The organism is Pseudomonas tumuqii (genome assembly GCF_013184545.1).
Lineage (GTDB): Bacteria > Pseudomonadota > Gammaproteobacteria > Pseudomonadales > Pseudomonadaceae > Aquipseudomonas > Aquipseudomonas tumuqii.
On record NZ_JAAOJA010000019.1, the window covers coordinates 36263 to 53165 of the forward strand.

Annotated in this window: 16 protein-coding genes and 1 pseudogene; 10 read left to right on the top strand and 7 right to left on the bottom strand. The window is 62.7% G+C overall.

The window, feature by feature from the left end; genetic code table 11:
• Positions 1-3: 3 nt before the first annotated feature.
• The 6 genes from lepB to pdxJ all read left to right on the top strand — a co-directional run bounded on the left by lepB (position 4) and on the right by pdxJ (position 4584).
• Positions 4-858 carry a signal peptidase I gene (gene lepB, locus G9C89_RS22700; RefSeq protein ID WP_172152541.1) on the top strand — a complete coding sequence of 285 codons (855 nt, stop codon included), beginning with the start codon at positions 4-6 and terminating at the stop codon, positions 856-858.
• Between the two features lie 98 nt (positions 859-956).
• Positions 957-1334, top strand: a complete 378-nt coding sequence (locus G9C89_RS22705; protein WP_172152543.1) for a DUF4845 domain-containing protein — start codon at positions 957-959, stop codon at positions 1332-1334.
• Positions 1331-2020, top strand: a complete 690-nt coding sequence (gene rnc, locus G9C89_RS22710; protein ID WP_172152545.1) for a ribonuclease III — start codon at positions 1331-1333, stop codon at positions 2018-2020. Before G9C89_RS22705 ends, rnc begins: the two co-directional genes overlap by 4 nt.
• On the top strand, positions 2013-2915 hold the full coding sequence (gene era / locus G9C89_RS22715; RefSeq protein WP_172152547.1) for a GTPase Era: 903 nt from the start codon (positions 2013-2015) through the stop codon (positions 2913-2915). Before rnc ends, era begins: the two co-directional genes overlap by 8 nt.
• A gap of 237 nt (positions 2916-3152) precedes the next feature.
• Complete coding sequence (gene recO / locus G9C89_RS22720) at positions 3153-3845, top strand: DNA repair protein RecO (RefSeq protein WP_172152549.1); 693 nt, start codon at positions 3153-3155, stop codon at positions 3843-3845.
• A complete protein-coding gene (gene pdxJ / locus G9C89_RS22725) occupies positions 3838-4584 on the top strand; it encodes a pyridoxine 5'-phosphate synthase (protein ID WP_172152551.1) in 747 nt (248 codons plus the stop codon). Before recO ends, pdxJ begins: the two co-directional genes overlap by 8 nt.
• Before the next feature lie 252 nt (positions 4585-4836).
• On the opposite strand, the gene cmoB is transcribed toward pdxJ, so the two are convergent.
• The 6 genes from cmoB to G9C89_RS22755 form a co-directional block, all read right to left on the bottom strand.
• Positions 4837-5805 (bottom strand): tRNA 5-methoxyuridine(34)/uridine 5-oxyacetic acid(34) synthase CmoB, encoded by a 969-nt coding sequence (gene cmoB / locus G9C89_RS22730; RefSeq protein ID WP_172152553.1) that lies wholly within the window; start codon positions 5803-5805, stop codon positions 4837-4839.
• A complete protein-coding gene (cmoA, locus tag G9C89_RS22735; RefSeq protein WP_315852842.1) occupies positions 5802-6545 on the bottom strand; it encodes a carboxy-S-adenosyl-L-methionine synthase CmoA in 744 nt (247 codons plus the stop codon). Before cmoA ends, cmoB begins: the two co-directional genes overlap by 4 nt.
• Positions 6546-6727: 182 nt before the next feature.
• Positions 6728-7300, bottom strand: coding sequence for a hypothetical protein (locus G9C89_RS22740; protein WP_172152557.1), 573 nt, complete (start codon positions 7298-7300; stop codon positions 6728-6730).
• A 281-nt stretch (positions 7301-7581) separates the two neighbouring features.
• Positions 7582-7974 (bottom strand): protease inhibitor I42 family protein, encoded by a 393-nt coding sequence (locus tag G9C89_RS22745; protein WP_172152559.1) that lies wholly within the window; start codon positions 7972-7974, stop codon positions 7582-7584.
• Between the two features lie 196 nt (positions 7975-8170).
• Positions 8171-10582 (bottom strand): endopeptidase La, encoded by a 2412-nt coding sequence (gene lon, locus G9C89_RS22750; RefSeq protein ID WP_172152561.1) that lies wholly within the window; start codon positions 10580-10582, stop codon positions 8171-8173.
• Between the two features lie 57 nt (positions 10583-10639).
• Entirely contained in the window at positions 10640-11356 is a 717-nt protein-coding gene (locus G9C89_RS22755) for a hypothetical protein (RefSeq protein WP_178115667.1), read from the bottom strand.
• A 282-nt stretch (positions 11357-11638) separates the two neighbouring features.
• Between G9C89_RS22755 and G9C89_RS22760 the strand changes: the two genes are divergently transcribed.
• The 4 genes from G9C89_RS22760 to G9C89_RS22775 all read left to right on the top strand — a co-directional run bounded on the left by G9C89_RS22760 (position 11639) and on the right by G9C89_RS22775 (position 16774).
• Positions 11639-12391 carry a helix-turn-helix transcriptional regulator gene (locus tag G9C89_RS22760; protein WP_172152563.1) on the top strand — a complete coding sequence of 251 codons (753 nt, stop codon included), beginning with the start codon at positions 11639-11641 and terminating at the stop codon, positions 12389-12391.
• Positions 12392-12536: 145 nt separating this feature from the next.
• A complete protein-coding gene (locus tag G9C89_RS22765; RefSeq protein ID WP_172152566.1) occupies positions 12537-12734 on the top strand; it encodes a hypothetical protein in 198 nt (65 codons plus the stop codon).
• A complete protein-coding gene (locus G9C89_RS22770; protein ID WP_172152568.1) occupies positions 12721-15063 on the top strand; it encodes a bifunctional diguanylate cyclase/phosphodiesterase in 2343 nt (780 codons plus the stop codon). The genes G9C89_RS22765 and G9C89_RS22770 overlap by 14 nt, the downstream gene beginning before the upstream one ends.
• A 919-nt stretch (positions 15064-15982) precedes the next feature.
• Positions 15983-16774, top strand: a complete 792-nt coding sequence (locus G9C89_RS22775; protein WP_172152570.1) for an EcsC family protein — start codon at positions 15983-15985, stop codon at positions 16772-16774.
• Here G9C89_RS22775 and G9C89_RS22780 read toward each other — a convergent pair.
• A pseudogene (locus tag G9C89_RS22780) lies at positions 16743-16903 on the bottom strand (IS110 family transposase); the annotation flags it as partial. The gene G9C89_RS22775 and the pseudogene G9C89_RS22780 overlap by 32 nt on opposite strands.

Below are 16903 nucleotides of genomic sequence, written 5' to 3' on the forward strand. Positions count from 1 at the left end.
CCTATGTCGCTAAATTTCCCGCTGTTGCTGGTAATCGCCGTCGCCGTTTGTGGTGCGCTGGCGCTGTTCGATCTGCTCTTTCTGGCCCCGCGCCGGCGTACGGCCATTGCCAACTACCAGGGTCAGGTCAATCAGCCTGACGAGGCGGTAGTCGAGCGCCTGAACAAAGAGCCATTGCTGGTGGAGTACGGTAAATCGTTCTTCCCGGTGCTGGCGATCGTGCTGGTGCTGCGTTCCTTTCTGGTCGAGCCGTTCCAGATTCCGTCCGGCTCGATGAAGCCAACCCTGGAAGTGGGCGATTTCATCCTGGTCAACAAGTTCGCCTACGGTATTCGCCTGCCGGTGCTGGACACCAAGATCATCGAGGTGGACAACCCGCAGCGTGGCGATGTCATGGTGTTCCGTTACCCGAGCGACCCGAACATCAACTACATCAAGCGTGTGGTGGGCCTGGCTGGTGATCAGATCCGCTACAGCAGCGACAAGCGCCTGTTCGTCAACGGTCAGCCGGTCGCCCAGCAGTTGCTCGGCGAAGAGCCAGGCAGCCTCGGTAGCGTGGCTCTCTATGAGGAGCGCCTGGGCGCGGCCGAACATATGATCCGCAAGGAAATGAATCGTTATCGGGCTGAGCCTGGGCGCGAGTGGGTGGTGCCACAAGGGCATTACTTCATGATGGGCGACAACCGCGACAACTCCAACGACAGCCGTTACTGGAACGATCCGGCCATTCCAAAGCCTTTGCTGGGCATGGTGCCGGACCAGAATATCGTCGGCAAAGCGTTCGCCGTCTGGATGAGCTGGCCTGACCCGAAACTGCGCAACCTGCCGAACTTCTCCCGCGTCGGTTTGATTCACTGACGTTTCGCCGATTTTGCGGCGCTGTTCAATACGGCGCCGCAGGCTATATATAGTCTTGGCCCACCGGGCATTTACATTGATCGAATTTGGGGGCAAACATGACATTTGCGCGTTCGCAGAAAGGCTTGTCGATACTGAGCTGGCTGATGGTGTTGGCGGTCGTGGCGTTCTTCGCCAGTACGGCATTCAAGATGCTGCCGCATTACCTCGACTATATGTCGATGGATAAAATCATCACCTCGGTGGAAGATGACCAGACCATGGATATCCGTTCGGTCGGCGCTTTCTATGGCCATGTCGGCAAGGGCATGGAGGTCAACAGCATTCGCGACCTGAATCTGAAAGAAGCATTGAAAGTGAAAATCGAGAACAATGAGTTTCGTGCTCATCTGAAGTATGAAAGGCGCGAGCCGCTGATCGAGAACCTCGATCTGGTGGTCCGGTTCGACAAAGAATATCGCGTGCGCATGCCGTGAGTGCTTCGTTAGCTCGTCTCGAGCGCCAGCTCGGCTATACCTTCAAAGATCAGGACCTGATGGTGCTGGCGCTGACCCACCGCAGTTTTGCCGGGCGCAACAATGAGCGCCTGGAATTCCTCGGTGACGCCATTCTCAACTTCGTTGCCGGCGAGGCGCTGTTCGAGCGCTTCCCGCTGGCGCGCGAAGGTCAGTTGTCACGTTTGCGCGCGCGCCTGGTCAAGGGCGAAACCCTGGCCATCCTGGCCCGCGGCTTCGATCTCGGTGACTACCTGCGGCTCGGCTCGGGCGAGTTGAAAAGCGGCGGCTTCCGCCGTGAATCGATCCTCGCCGATGCCCTCGAAGCGCTGATCGGCGCCATCTACCTGGATGCCGGGATGGACGCGGCGCGCGAGCGCGTGGTCGCCTGGCTGACCAATGAACTGCAAGGTCTGACCCTGGTCGATACCAACAAGGATCCGAAAACCCGCTTGCAGGAATTCCTGCAATCGCGGGCCTGCGAGCTGCCGCGCTATGACGTGGTGGATATCCAGGGCGATCCGCATTGCCGGACATTCGTCGTCGAATGCCAGATTTCCTTACTGAATGACAAGACCCTGGGCCAGGGTGCCAGCCGTCGCATCGCCGAACAGGTCGCTGCAGCCGCTGCCTTGATTGCCCTCGGGGTGGAGAATGGGCATGACTGATACACCCGTTACACGCTGTGGCTATGTCGCCATTGTTGGCCGGCCCAACGTGGGTAAGTCGACCCTGCTCAACCACATCCTCGGGCAGAAGCTGGCAATCACCTCGCGCAAGCCGCAGACCACCCGGCACAACATGCTCGGGATCAAGACCGAAGGCGCCGTGCAGGCGATCTATGTGGATACCCCCGGCCTGCACAAGAACAACGAGAAAGCCCTCAACCGCTACATGAACAAGAATGCCTCGTCGGCGCTGAAAGACGTCGACGTGGTGATCTTCGTGGTCGACCGCACCCGCTGGACCGACGAGGATCAGCTGGTTCTCGAGCGCATACAGTACGTGCAGGGCCCGGTGATCCTGGCGATCAACAAGACCGACCGCCTCGACGACAAGGCCGATCTGATGCCACACCTGGAGTGGCTGGCGACCCAGTTGCCCAATGCCGAGATCGTGCCAGTCTCCGCCCAGCACGGGCATAACCTCGATACCCTGGAAAAGCTGGTGGGTGAGCGTCTGCCCGAGGGCGTGCACTTCTTCCCGGAAGACCAGGTCACCGACCGCTCCAGCCGTTTCTTCGCCGCCGAGCTGGTGCGCGAGAAGATCATGCGCCAGCTGGGCGCCGAGCTGCCTTACCAGATCACCGTGGAAATCGAAGAGTTCAAGCGCGACGGCCGTATCCTGCATATCCATGCGCTGATTCTGGTCGAGCGCGACGGCCAGAAGAAAATCATCATTGGCGAGAAGGGCGAGCGGATCAAGCGCATCGGTCAGGAGGCGCGCAAGGACATGGAAGTGATGTTCGACTCCAAGGTCATGCTCAACCTCTGGGTCAAGGTCAAAGGTGGTTGGTCGGACGACGAGCGCGCCTTGCGCTCCTTGGGTTACGACAATATTTGAGCCGCGGCTGGGCGCATTCCGGCGCCCGCCATTGCAAGGGCACAGCCAGTTCGTAGGTTGGGTTAGCGGCGCACTCACTTATCGGATAAACACAACGGCATAAGACGCCGCGTAACCCAACACGGCATCGGCAGGCACAATGCATTGATGGGTTACGCCGCACGCAGAAACGCTGCCTTGATTCGGGTGTAGTGCTGGCGGCTAACCCATCCTACGGAACGTAGCAGTCAATAATCCATGACCTCTCAGCCAGCCTATGTTCTGCACAGCCGTGCTTACCGCGAGAGCAGTGCGCTGGTGGACTTCCTCACTCCGCAAGGTCGTCTGCGTGCGGTGATGCGCGGCGCGCGGGGCAAGGCCGGCAGCCTGACGCGTCCGTTCGTGCCGCTGGAAGTGGAGTTTCGCGGGCGCGGCGAGCTGAAGAACGTCAGTTGCCTCGAAGCCGCCGGCATCCCCAACCTGTTGCACGGCGAGGCGCTGTTCAGTGGCCTCTATCTGAACGAACTGCTGATCCGCCTGCTGCCGGAGCAAGATCCGCACCCGGCGACTTTCGACCACTACGCCATGACCGTGCTGGCGCTGGCCCAGGGCCGTGCGCTGGAGCCCTTGCTGCGTTCTTTTGAATGGCGTTTGCTCGATGAGCTGGGCTATGGTTTCGCCCTGGATGTGGATCGGCTTGGCCAGCCGATCGTCGCTGCGGGCCTCTATCGCCTGCAAGCGGATGCCGGCCTGGAAGCGGTCGGCCAGTTGCAGCCGGGCGTGTTCCATGGCAGCGAATTACTCGCCATGGCCGAGGCCGACTGGAGCGCCGCGGGCGCCCTGGCCGCGGCCAAGCGCCTGATGCGCCAGGCCCTGGCACCCCATTTAGGCGGTCGACCGCTGGTCAGCCGCGAACTGTTCATGACGCTCAAGGAGCCACCACGTGACTGACGCCAACCGTATTCTGCTGGGTGTGAACATCGACCATGTGGCGACCCTGCGCCAGGCCCGCGGTACGCGCTACCCGGATCCGGTCAAGGCCGCGCTGGACGCCGAGGAGGCGGGTGCCGATGGCATCACCGTGCACCTGCGCGAAGACCGTCGGCACATCCAGGAGCGTGACGTGCGGGTGCTCAGGGAGGTCATGCAGACGCGGATGAACTTCGAGATGGGCGTCACCGAAGAGATGCTCGCTTTCGCCGAAAGCATTCGTCCCGAGCACGTCTGCCTGGTGCCGGAAACCCGCCAGGAGCTGACCACCGAGGGCGGCCTGGACGTGGCCGGGCAAGAAGCACGGATTCGCGCCGCGGTTGAGCGCCTGAGCCGGATCGGCTGCGAAGTCTCGCTGTTCATCGACCCGGACGCGCGGCAGATCGAAGCCTCCAAGCGCGTCGGTGCACCGGCGATCGAACTGCACACCGGGCGCTATGCCGATGCCCGTACGCCGGTCGAAACGGCCAAGGAGCTGGCGCGGATTCGCGACGGCGTGGCCTGCGGCCTGGCCCATGGCCTGATCGTCAATGCCGGCCACGGCCTGCATTACCACAACGTCGAGGCGGTGGCGGCGATCCCCGGGATCAACGAACTGAACATCGGCCACGCCCTAGTCGCCCATGCCCTGTTCGTCGGCTTCAAGCAGGCGGTGGTGGAGATGAAGGCGCTGATAGTCGCGGCGGCAGGGCGCGACTGAACGCATAACCCTGTAGGCGCGGGGGCGGCCTCGTTCCATGCCCGCGAACCGCATATCGCGGGCATGGCCCGCTCCTACGGGGATGTATTCAGCCAGGTCGCCCGGATGCAATCCGGGGAAATCGTTGCTAGCCCCCGGATTTCATCCGGGCTACGGATCTGATCGCCGGAACGCCTGTAGGAGCGGCCCATGGCCGCGAACCATATGTCGCAGGCGTGGCCTGCTCCTACAGGGTTATGGCAGTGGCAGTGGTCAGGGCTTGCGCGCCACCAGCACGGCGCGAGTTGGCGCCGGCAGGCCTTCGAGGGTGCGGCTGTGGTCGGCCGGGTCGAGGAATTCCGGCAGCGACTGGAAGCGCATCCACTCGGTGGCGCGCTGCTCCTGCAGCGAGGTGGTGTTGACATCCACGCAGCGCACATCGACGAAGCCGGCACGCCGCAGCCACAGTTCCAGCGCCGGCACCGAGGGCAGGAACCAGACGTTGCGCATCTGTGCGTAGCGGTCTTCGGGTACCAGCACCTGCTGGACATCGCCTTCCACCACCAGGGTTTCCAGCACCAGTTCGCCGCCCTTGACCAGGCAATCCTTGAGATCCAGCAGGTGGTCGATCGGCGAGCGCCGGTGGTAGAGCACGCCCATGGAAAACACGGTATCGAAGCCCTGCAGCTTGCCTGGCAGTTCTTCGAAGGCCAGCGGCAGGTGCCAGGCCGGCAGGTCAGGCAGGTAGTTCTTGATCGCCAGGAACTGGCAAAGGAACAGCCAGTTGGGATCGATGCCGACCACGCTGTCGGCACCGGCGCCGAGCATGCGCCACATGTAGTAGCCGTTGCCGCAACCGACATCCAGCACGCGCTTGCCGGCCAGGTCGAGGTAGGGCGCCACGCGCTGCCACTTCCAGTCTGAGCGCCATTCCGTATCCACCTGCACGCCGAACAGCTCGAAGGGGCCTTTGCGCCAGGGGATCAAGCCTTGCAGCGCGCTTTTCAGTGCGCCGCGGCTGCTTTCATCGCAGGCACCGCCGAAGGTGAAGGCAGTCGACAGCTCCAGTTGTTCGACGTTCAGCACAGGCAAGGCCTGCACGGCGCCGTACCAGCGTTGCAGGTCGCCATGACCGATGGCCAGTTTGGCGTCGATCTGGCCGGGCAGGCCGGCGGCCCAGTCTTGCAGCGGGGTGCCCGCCAGCGCAGCTTGCAGGGCGTCGAGGTCGAGGCGGTTGATCATGGCAGGGCAATCAGGGAGGCGAAGTTGAGGCACTGGAACCAGGGCACCACCTTGCTGAAACCGGCGGCCAGCAGGCGTTCGCGGTGTTGCTCCAGGCTGTCCGGGAGCATGACCTTCTCGATGGCGCTGCGTTTCTGGGCGATTTCCAGTTCGCTGTAGCCGTTGGCGCGCTTGAAGGCGATGTGCAGGTCGCCGAGCAGGTCGTGTTGTGCTTGATCTTCGAAGCGCAGTTTCTCCGAGAGGATCAAGGCGCCGCCGGGCAGCAGGGCCTGGCGAATGCGTGTGAGCAGAGCCAGGCGCTGTTCGGGCTGGATGAATTGCAGGGTGAAATTCAGCGCCACCAGGGAGGTCGGCTGAAACTCCAGGCTGAGAATATCGGCCTCGATCACTTCGACCGGCAACAGCTCCTGGAACATCGAATCCTGGGCATGCAGGTATTCGCGGCAGCGCTCGACCATGGCGCTGGAATTGTCCACCGCGATCACCCGGCAGTCTTCGACCTGTACGTGGCGGCGCAGGGCCTGGGTCACCGCGCCGAGGGAGCTGCCGAGGTCATAGAGCACGCTGTGCGGCTGGGCGAACTGGCCGGCGAGTACGCCGATGTTCTCGACGATGGTCGGGTAACCGGGCACCGAGCGCTTGATCATGTCCGGGAACACCCGCACCACGTCCTCGTTGAAGGCGAAGTCCGGCACCTGGGCCAGGGGCTGGGCGAAAAGACGGTCGGGCTGTTTTTTCACGGTGATTCCGCGCAAGGTCGAGAAAGCCGGCGATTTTAGCGTGAAAGTCGCGCAGCGACGACGCCCTTGTGTCCTTCTTCCCCAGGGAAAATTGGTGCGCAGCATAGGGAGGAGGGGGTGGCCGCCCTGCCGCCCAGGGCTTCGATACTCTCAGCCCTGAGCGGCGTCCAGGCGAACCGCGCTTACTTCAACTGATCGGAGAAATACTCACCGGCGCCCTGCAGCGGGCCCAACGGGTTGCGTTTGACTTCGAAATGACGAATGTTCGGCTCGCCGTTGCTGACCTTGTGCACCAGGGTGTCGTCGACCAGTACGAACACCGCGCGGAACGACCAGCCCTGCATCGCCCGCTGTTTGCGGAAGTTGAACACGTCGGCCCAGAAACTGCCGACCCGCTGGGTATCGCTCTTGGTGAATTCGAAGGCATAGCCGATGCAGCGATCCTTGGCCTCCAGGCATTGCACTAGGCCGTCCGGCAGGTAGTCGATGGGGATGTTCGGCTGCACGAACATCAGCCGTACGTCGATGAACGAGAGCATTTTGCCGTTGCCCTGGGTCAGCGGGTCAAAGCCCAGGGAGAACAGCTCGGCGCGACTGGTCATGCCGTTGACCGCCTGGGAATAGCGCATTTCCGCATCCAGGTAATCGATGAATGGTGACTGCACTTCAGCTCGTTCGCTGGGTAGCAGACTGCCGCAGCCACTCAAACCGATCAAAGCCACGACTACCAAAGTCTCACGCCAGCGGGTCGCCATGTCGTCCTCCCACAAGTCGGATACCGTCACGCCATACAGTTAATTTAGTCGGGATTCGCTGTTTCGTTTGCCTAACAGCCGAGCGGGTGTTGTTACAGGTTGAGAGGTTGTGAAAAAACTCTCGTCTACTGCGATCGCCCCCACGCGCCCGCTGCGGCGTTGCGCTACGTGAACGCCTGGAGGCGGTCTGACTACGGCGCTCGATAGTTTCACAACCTCCGAGCGGCTGTGGCGCCAGGCTCCTCGACAACGCCCAGCCCAGGGCGGTGCCGCGACCCGCCTTACTTGACCCGGATCGGACAGTCGAAGGTTTTTGCCGGGGCGACCTCGGTTTCCCAGGGGCGCTGATAGGTCAGCAGCAGGTGGCCTGCGCCTGCCTGTCTGGCCTGGAAACGCCAGGTCGACTGGCCGGCACTGCCGATCAGTCCGGCGTCTTCCGGGTTGCTGTAGACCTCGGGGCCGAGGCTTTCGAGCAGGCTGCTGGCGCCGTCGCGCAGCACCCAGCGGAAACCGGTAGTGGGGTTGCTCGGCAGGGTCAGGATCACCTGCTGGCCGCTGCGCAGGCTTAGCGGGCACTGGCTTTGCTCTTGCACGGTCAGGCTGCCGGGTTGGTGGGCGCAGGCGCTCAACAGGGCGAGGCCGAGCGGCAGCAGCAGGCGGTAGGCGGTAGGCATGGTGAACTCCTGGGGTCGGCAAACGCCTGCCAGCATAGCCGCTGTGCAGGGCAAGGCGTAAGCCGCCGAGGGCTTTTGCAGATCCTATGTTTATGCACAAGTCTCGCAGGACGTAGAACTCGTAGGAGCGGGCCATGCCCGCGATGCTTTTTGCCGTCCCGTAGCCCGGATGCAATCCGGGCTACGGGTTCAGCGGCTAGTCGAACAACACCTTGGCCACATCGCTGTAGCGTTTGGCGAAGTGCACGGTCAGGCCTTGCTTGAGGTAGTCCGGCAGTTCCTCGTAGGAGCCGCGGTTGGCTTCCGGCAGGATCAGCTCGAAGATCTTCTGCCGGCGCGCGGCTATGACTTTCTCGCGCACCCCGCCAATCGGCAGGACCTTGCCGGTGAGGGTCAGTTCGCCGGTCATGGCCACGCCTTTTTTCGGCGCCTGGTTGCGCGCGATCGAGAGCAGGGCGCTGGCCATGGTCACCCCGGCACTGGGGCCGTCCTTGGGTGTGGCGCCTTCGGGGACATGCAGGTGGACGAAGGCCTGGTCGAAGAAGCCCGGGTCGCCGCCGAACTGCTTGAGGTGCGAGCTGATGTAGCTGTGGGCGATTTCCGCCGACTCCTTCATCACCTCGCCCAGTTGGCCGGTGAGCTTGAAACCGCGATTGAGGGTGTGGATGCGCGTCGCCTCGATCGGCAGGGTCGCGCCACCCATGCTGGTCCAGGCCAGGCCGGTGATCACGCCGACCCCGGACAGCACCTGCTCGCGGCGGAACACCGGCATGCCGAGGTAGGCTTCCAGATCCTTGGGGCCGATCCTGACCTTGCTGGCGGGGTCGTCGAGCAGCTTGACCACCGCCTTGCGCACCAGCTTGCCGAGCTGTTTTTCCAGCTGGCGTACCCCGGCTTCCCGGGCGTAGCCCTCGATCAGCGCCTGCAAGGCGGCATCGCTGATGGCCAGGCGATTCTTCGGTACGCCGGCCTTGGCCAGCTGCTTGGGCCACAGGTGGCGCTTGGCGATCTGCAGTTTCTCTTCGGCGATGTAGCCGGACAGGCGGATCACCTCCATGCGGTCGAGCAGGGGGCCGGGGATCGAGTCCAGGGTGTTGGCGGTGCAGATGAACAGCACCTTGGACAGGTCCAGGCGCAGATCCAGATAGTGGTCGAGGAATGCGACGTTCTGCTCCGGGTCGAGGGTCTCCAGCAGCGCCGAGGCCGGGTCGCCCTGGTAGCTGCTGCTGAGCTTGTCGATCTCGTCGAGCATGATCACCGGGTTCATCACCTCGACCTCTTTCAGCGCCTGCACCAGTTTGCCGGGCAGGGCGCCGATATAGGTGCGCCGGTGGCCCTTGATCTCCGCCTCGTCGCGCATGCCGCCGACGCTGAAACGATAGAACGGCCGGCCGAGGGATTCGGCGATCGACTTGCCGATGCTGGTCTTGCCGACGCCGGGCGGGCCGACCAGCAAGACGATGGAGCCGGCGATCTCGCCCTTGAAGGCGCCGACGGCGAGAAACTCGGTGATCCGCTCCTTGATGTCGTCCATCCCCGCGTGGTGCTGGTCGAGCACCTGGCGCGCGTGCTTGAGGTCGAGCTTGTCCTTGCCGAACACGCCCCAGGGCAGCACGGTGGCCCAGTCCAGGTAGTTACGGGTGACCGCGTATTCGGGCGAACCGGTTTCGAGGATCGATAGTTTGTTGAGTTCTTCGTCAATGCGTTTGCGCGCCTGTTCGGGCAGGGTCTTGCCCTCCAGGCGCAGCTCGAACTGTTCGATGTCGGCGCTGCGGTCGTCCTTGCTCAGGCCCAGTTCCTGCTGAATGATTTTCAGCTGCTCCTTGAGGAAGAACTCGCGCTGGCGATCGCCGATCTGTCGATTGACCTCCGCCGACAGTTCTTTCTGCAGGCGCCCGACTTCCACTTCCTTGCGCAGCAGCGGCAGGACTTTCTCCATGCGCTTGAGCATCGGCACGGTATCCAGCACTTCCTGCAATTCCTTGCCGGGGGCGCTGGTCAGGGCGGCGGCGAAATCGGTCAGCGGCGAGGGGTCGTTGGGGCTGAAGCGGTTGAGGTAATTCTTCAGTTCTTCGCTGTACAGCGGGTTGAGCGGCAACAGCTCCTTGATCGCATTGATCAGCGCCATGCCGTAGGCCTTGACCTCGTCGCGCGGGTCGGCCGGGCTTTTCGGGTATTCGACTTCCGCCAGGTAAGGCGGCTTGCGGCTGAGCCAGCCGCGGATGCGCACGCGGGTCAGGCCCTGGGCGACGAATTGCAGTTTGCCGCCTTCCTCGGTGGCGTGGTGGATCCGCACCAGGGTGCCGTGTTCGGGCAGGCGGTCGGGGTCGAAGCTGGCGCCGTCCACCGGAGGGTTGTCCATGAAGAACAGCGCCAGGCATTTGTGCGCGGTATTGGCGACGCGTTCCAGGGTCTTGCCCCAGGGATCCTGGTTGACGATTACCGGCAGCACCTGGGCGGGAAAGAACGGCCGGTTGTGAATCGGGATCACATACAGCTTGTCCGGTAACTGCTGGTCGGGCAACGCCAGACCATGGTCGCTGCGGCGGTCGTGCTCGGGTTCGCTGGCTTGTTCAGCGACGATTTCGATGTCCTGTGGCTCGTTCATGCGGCACCTGTAGTTGCACGTTAAGTGCTACATGGGGCAACGCATGGCGCTTTTCAATCAGCTCGGTGCAATGCGGTTCTCGAGAGCATGGCGCAAGTCGTTCAAGCGAGCGTCGATCAGCGGGGTGAGCAGGGCAAAGTAATCGTTGGGTGCCAGACGCGTCTGGCTGGCGTCTATCAGCTCCCGCTGCAGACGTTGCAGCAGGCTGTGCAGGGGTTCCGTGTGGGCGGGCTCGTCGAGCTGCTGGCACAGCTCGCGCATCTGCAGCTGCAGCCCGGCTGGACACTGGTTGTAGTTGGCCGCGCGCATCGCCAGGCCACGCAGGCGCGCCAGGTCTTCCAGGTGGCGGAATGCCGGTCCCAGGCCATGCAGTGCCGGCGAGTCGTGCAGGCACAGGCGCTCCTCGAGTTGCTCGATGACCGTCAGCAGGGCTTCGATCATCCGGCTGTGGGCCTCGAAGTCGGCCGGATTGCGCCGCAGCTGCGGCCAGTCCTGCTGCAATGGCGGCAGTTGCAGGCTGGGGCCCGGCCAGTTCAGCCAGAGCTGGTCGAGCTGGCGGGCCAGGGCGTTGCGCTGGCTGACGCTGACGATGTCCTGCTGCGCGCCCAGGCCGCGGTGCTTCTGCAAGGTCTGCAGCAATTCGAGGGTGCGCAGCAGGGTGGTGCTTTGCAGCTGGCCGAGTGCCTGCCGGTGGCGTCGAGTGGCGCGCTGGCTGAGCCACTGGCCGAGCAGAAACAGGCCCGCGGCCAAGGCCAGGGCGATGCTGAGTTCCATGGGGCGAATCCTGGATGGGCACGAAGTGCATTAGGGGAGTGCTAGCAACTCTCCTGCCAGTTGCTGGAAAACCAGGCGCGGGCGCAGTCGTGTCCGGTCATTGGCCAGGATTGGTGCGCTATTTTTGTGCGGACGAGGGGCGTGTCGGCCGTTTTGGTGCGCGAGCGGGCCGCTTGTGCTGCAACGGGTCGCAGGTGCCGGCCAGCCGCTGGTCGCAGGGGGTGACGGCGGCCCGCACAACTGGTTAAAGTGCCAGTACACGTCTGCGGAATTGTCGTTGCAATGCTCAAAGCGCGCCTGCTGCGCCTGGATGACCAGGCCCATGAACACACCCACGATCACCACCAGTTGGTGCTGTCGCTGACCGGTCGTGCGGAGTTCGAAGTCAACGGCCGTGGCGGTGAAGTGTGTCGCATGCGCGCCTGTCTGGTGCCTGGCGATGCCGATCACCAGTTTGCCGGCATGGGTGACAACCGCATGCTGATCATCGACCTGGATGAGCAGGACACCTCCAGCGAAGACCTGGCCCTGCTGACCCATCTGTTCGAGACGCCGCGTTACCCGCAACTGGACGCCGACTTCCAGAACCTGCTGAGCTACGCCGGTGCCGAACTGGAGCGCTACGGCAGCGACCCGCTGCTGGCGCGCGCCCTCGGTGGCGTGCTGCTGCGCGCGCTGCATCTGCGCCTGTTCGGCGAGCAAGCCGGTAGGGTGCCGGGGGCACTCGATCTGGAACGGCTGGACGGCTACATCGTCGAGCACCTGGCGCGGCGCATCAGCGTTGCCGAGCTGGCCCAGGTCGCCTGTCTCAGCCCGAGCCATTTTCATGCGCAGTTCAAGGACAGCGTCGGCCTGACCCCCCATCAATACCTGCTGAAGACCCGCCTCGACAGCGCTTCCCGGCTGTTGCGCGAGAGCGGTCTGCCATTGATCCGCATCGCCGAGGAATGTGGCTTTTCCAGCCAGAGCGCACTGACCACCGCCATGCGCCGCTACCTCGGCCTGACTCCCAAGCGGGTGCGCGCCGCCCAGTAACCTAGCAGTTCCCGCGGGGTTCTCCCGCGCTATTGCGTGCTCTTCTGCCTGTGCCCGGCTAGTCTTAGGCGCATTCGATCTACGAGTTGCCAGGGAGGCGAGTCTTTCTATCGCGGTGCGCTTGGCGCCGTGCAGGAGTGATCGCATGAGCAGACTTTTCCTCGATCCATTGCGCGCCGCCTTGCCGGGCAAGCTCTGCTCGATCAGCCCGGCGCTGTGGGCCGTCAGCCTGTGGCACTCGCAGGTTCCCGCCATGCAGGCACCCGCCGCAGTCGCGCCGCTGGCGCCATCGAGCGCCTTTGCCGATGCCTTGAACAGCGCGACGCGCGATGCTGCCCAGTAGTTTTCAGGCGCGCATCGCCAGTGTGCTGATCCTGCTGTTGCTGGTGGTGGTCGGCGCGCTGTATTTCGCCGTGCAGGCCGCCACCAACGCGGCCGTGCGCAGCCAGGCGCGGGAGCAGCTGGATGTCGGCACGCGGGTGTTCGAGCAACTGCTCGCTGTGCGCGGCCGGCAATTGCACGACGCGGTGCAGGTGCTGGCCGCTGACTTCGCTTTCAAGACGGCGGTGGCCGGTGGCGATCGCGCCACCATTCGCTCGGCGCTGGCCAATCATGGCGCCCGGATCAATGCCGACGCGGTGATGATGCTCGGCCTCGATGGCAGTCTTGAACTGAGTACCGACCCGTTGATCAGCGGGCAGACCGCCGCGCGCCTGAGTGCCCAGGTGGTGGCGCAACAGCGCGCAGGCGGGCAGATATTCCTGCTGCCGATCGGCAACAGCATCTACCTCTTGGTGCAGGCCACGGTCAGCGCGCCCCTGCCGATCGCGCGGGTGATGATGGGCTTCCGCGTCGACCAGGCCTTCGCCCGTGAGCTGCGTGAACTGACCATGCTCGAGCTGACCCTGGTTGCCAGCCAGGATGACCTGCCGGCAATCTGGATCAGTACCTTGCCCGCCTCGACGCAGGCGTTGCTGCAGGACGACATGGCGGCTGAGGCCGTCGCTGCCGACGCTCTGCTGCTGATCGGCGCAGAGCGCTATCTGGCTCAGCGCCTGGTACTCGCCAGTGGCGATGGCTTTCAGGTCCAGGCCCTGCTGCACAAATCCATGACCCAGGCGCAGCAGGCCTTCGCCCCGCTGGATCGCAATATCCTGTTGATCGCCCTGGCCGCACTGCTGGCCTCGCTGGGCGGTGCCTTGCTGCTGGCGCGCACCATCTCCAGGCCGGTACAACGCCTGGCGGCCGTGGCCGAGCGGGTGGGCCAGGGCGATTATCAGATGCCCCTCGAACTGCACCGCAGCGATGAGCTGGGCAGCCTGGCCAAGGCGTTTCACCACATGCAACAGGGCATTGCCGAACGTGAGCGGCAACTGGCGCACAACGCCCTGCATGATGCGCTGACCGGCCTGCCCAACCGCACCCTGGCGCTGGAGCGGCTCGGCAGTGCGATTGCCGCCGAGCGGCCAACGGCGCTGCTGTATGTCGGCGTCGGCAACTTGCGTGCGCTCAACGACAGTTGCGGGCCGGGCGCCAGCGACCTGGCCCTGCAGCAGCTCAGTCAACGCCTGCAAGCCAGCCTGCGCCCCGGCGACAGCCTGGCTCAGCTGATGACCAGCGAGCTGCTGCTGTTGCTGGAAAACAGCGACGGCGACAGCGCCATAGTGGTCGGCGACCGCTTGCAGCAATTGCTCAGCCAGCCCTTGCGCATCGGCAATCAGGAGGTCGTGCTGGATTGCTGTGTCGGCATCGCCGCCTACCCGGCCGATGGCGAAACCGCGGATGATCTGCTGCGCCGCGCCAGCATCGCCATGCAGGACGCCGCGCAACTGCCCGGCCGCCTGCAGATGTACGAGCGTGGCCGCGACGCCGCACACCAGCGGCAGATTCGCCTGATCCGCGACCTGCGCCTGGCCCCCGACAACGCCGAATTGCTCCTGCACTACCAGCCCAAGCTGGATATCGCCGCCGGCCAGGTGCGCCAGGCCGAAGCCCTGCTGCGCTGGCAGCATCCGCAGCTGGGCATGCTTGCGCCGGGCGAGTTCATTCCCCTGGCCGAGCGCACCGGTAGCATCCAGAGCCTCACCGCCTGGATGATCGAAGAGTCGCTACGCCAGTTGTGCGAGTGGAATGGCCGTGGCCTGCGCGTGCAGCTGTCGCTGAATATCTCCACCGAGGACCTGATCGATCCCAAGCTGCCGACCCGTGTCGGCCAATTGCTGAGGCGCTACCAGGTGCCGGCCGAACAACTGATATTCGAGATCACCGAGAGCGGGGTGATGGTCAATCCCACGCTGGCGTTGCAGGTGCTGCATGGCCTGCGCGATCTCGGCATCAGCCTGTCGGTGGACGATTTCGGCACCGGCTACTCCTCGCTGACCCAGCTCAAACGCATGCCGGTGCAGGAGCTGAAAATCGACCAGTCCTTCATCCGCGACCTCGATGACGCCAGCGAAGACGCGGTGATCGTCCGCTCGACCATCGAGATGAGCCACAGCCTGGGTCTCAAGGTGGTCGCCGAGGGCGTCGAGCTGGCCTGCAGCCTGCGCTTGCTCGAACGCTGGCAATGCGACACCGCCCAGGGCCACCTGATCAGCCGACCGCTGCCGGCCGAGGCCTTCGAGACCTGGATCGCCCAGCCGCTGAAGGCTCCCGTGCTGAGAACGTCTTGAGGAAACGCTGCCCGGCGTCGGGTGCTTGTTCTTGTCCGCGCATCTGGCCACAGATACGCACGTAGGAGCGGGCCATGCCCGCGAAGCTTGCCCGCGTGACTGCCTGCAGATGCGAGCTCAGGAGCAGGCCACACCCGCGAAGCCAGGCTCAAATCACCCACGTCCCCCCAGGCGGATTGCCGGAATTTGGGCAACCCATGATCCATGTCAGGCTTGATCGTCCCCACGTCGAGGCGTCGAACCGTCCGCGTGGCCATGCAGCCCGAGACGCTCGGCGTCTCAGCCACAGCCCGGGTGTGCGTTGCCAGGCCGCAGGAGCCCTGGCTTGGCTCGAACGGCACACTGCACTATGCTCGGCCAATCCAAGGGAATGCCAGCCAACCCCGCCTATCCGGCAAGGACCGCCGTTGCTCCCTGTCTTTTTAGCCATGCAGTCGCCAGCCCCGTTGCGCGCAGGGGAGGGCGGTAGCGTGCCTGCCGCAGTCGATAGCCTTTATCCGCAGACCGGCCGCCTCGACCACCCCGAGCCAGGCATGAGTATCGACCCCGCTCAACTCAACGGCTGGCAACGAATGAAGTCGCGAATTCAATACCAATAGAGTGGCTGTTACTGCGTCCGTACCACGCTGTAATGACGCAAACGATTCACCGCACGCAACTGCTCGTGCAGGAGCGGCTTGGAGGTTGAACTGCCCATGTCGGCTTTCGACTACTGTTTTTCATACAGTGGTAATGGTAGAGCAGAATGCGGAAGTCAAGCGAATACAGGAAAACACCTGACGAACTGCCGTAAATTTTTGATTTGTAAGGTTTTATCGTTTTCAGAATTCAAAATTGGCGCGTGCTTATGCGGAATTCACTACCATCGGATTAACGAAGAACTCCATCTAATCACTGTTATATTCCAAGGATAAATTTTGTGCAGATACCAGAAAACCATATAGCCGAACTCAAAGAGTCAAAAATTCTTCTTGAAAAAACATCATTCATAATTAAAGCCACCGACCTTATTGGCACGCCAATTGAAAAAGGCATTGAGTGCTTACCTGATGGCTGGCAAGAAAAAATTGCCAAAGCCACGAACTCCTCTTTAAGCAAGTCACTTGAGTGGGCAACCAATACAATGGACTCAGAGTCCGCAGACTCTTATCCGAAGCTTCACATGGCTACCGTTGCCGCAACGGGCGCTATCGGCGGAGCATTTGGTTTATCTGCAATTGCAATTGAGCTGCCGATCTCTACTACAGTAATGCTTCGCTCAATTGCAGATATTGCCAGAGCCAACGGGGAGAAAATTACTGATGCGGAAGTCCGCCTACAATGCTTGTCCGTCTTCTCATTAGGTGGAAACTCAAAGTCAGATGATGCTGCTGAATCAGGTTACTACGCTGTCCGCGCGTCTCTCGCTAGCCTTGTTACTGAAGCCGCATCTCATCTTGCAGGAAAACAAGCTGGCGAAGCCATTGCTGAAAAAATACCAGCACTGTTGAGTTTCATAGCCAAAATTGCTGCACGATTCAACATCCAAGTTTCAGAAAAGGCTATGGCCCAACTGGTGCCAATAATTGGGGCGGCAGGAGGTGCAATTATTAACACTTTGTTCATAGACCACTTCCAAGGTATAAGCCGTGGCCACTTTACCGTTAGAAGACTAGAAAGAATCTACGGTGAAGAAACAGTCAGGAAAGCCTACCTCGCCATTGAAATATAACAATGCGTATATGGCACCACACCGCCCAGCAGATCCGTACCAGTTTGTTGGCCAGGGCCACAGCCGCTTTGTTGTGCCCAATGCGCGCGGCGGTCTCGACGGCCCAGCGTTGTAACTGAGTCAGCTTTT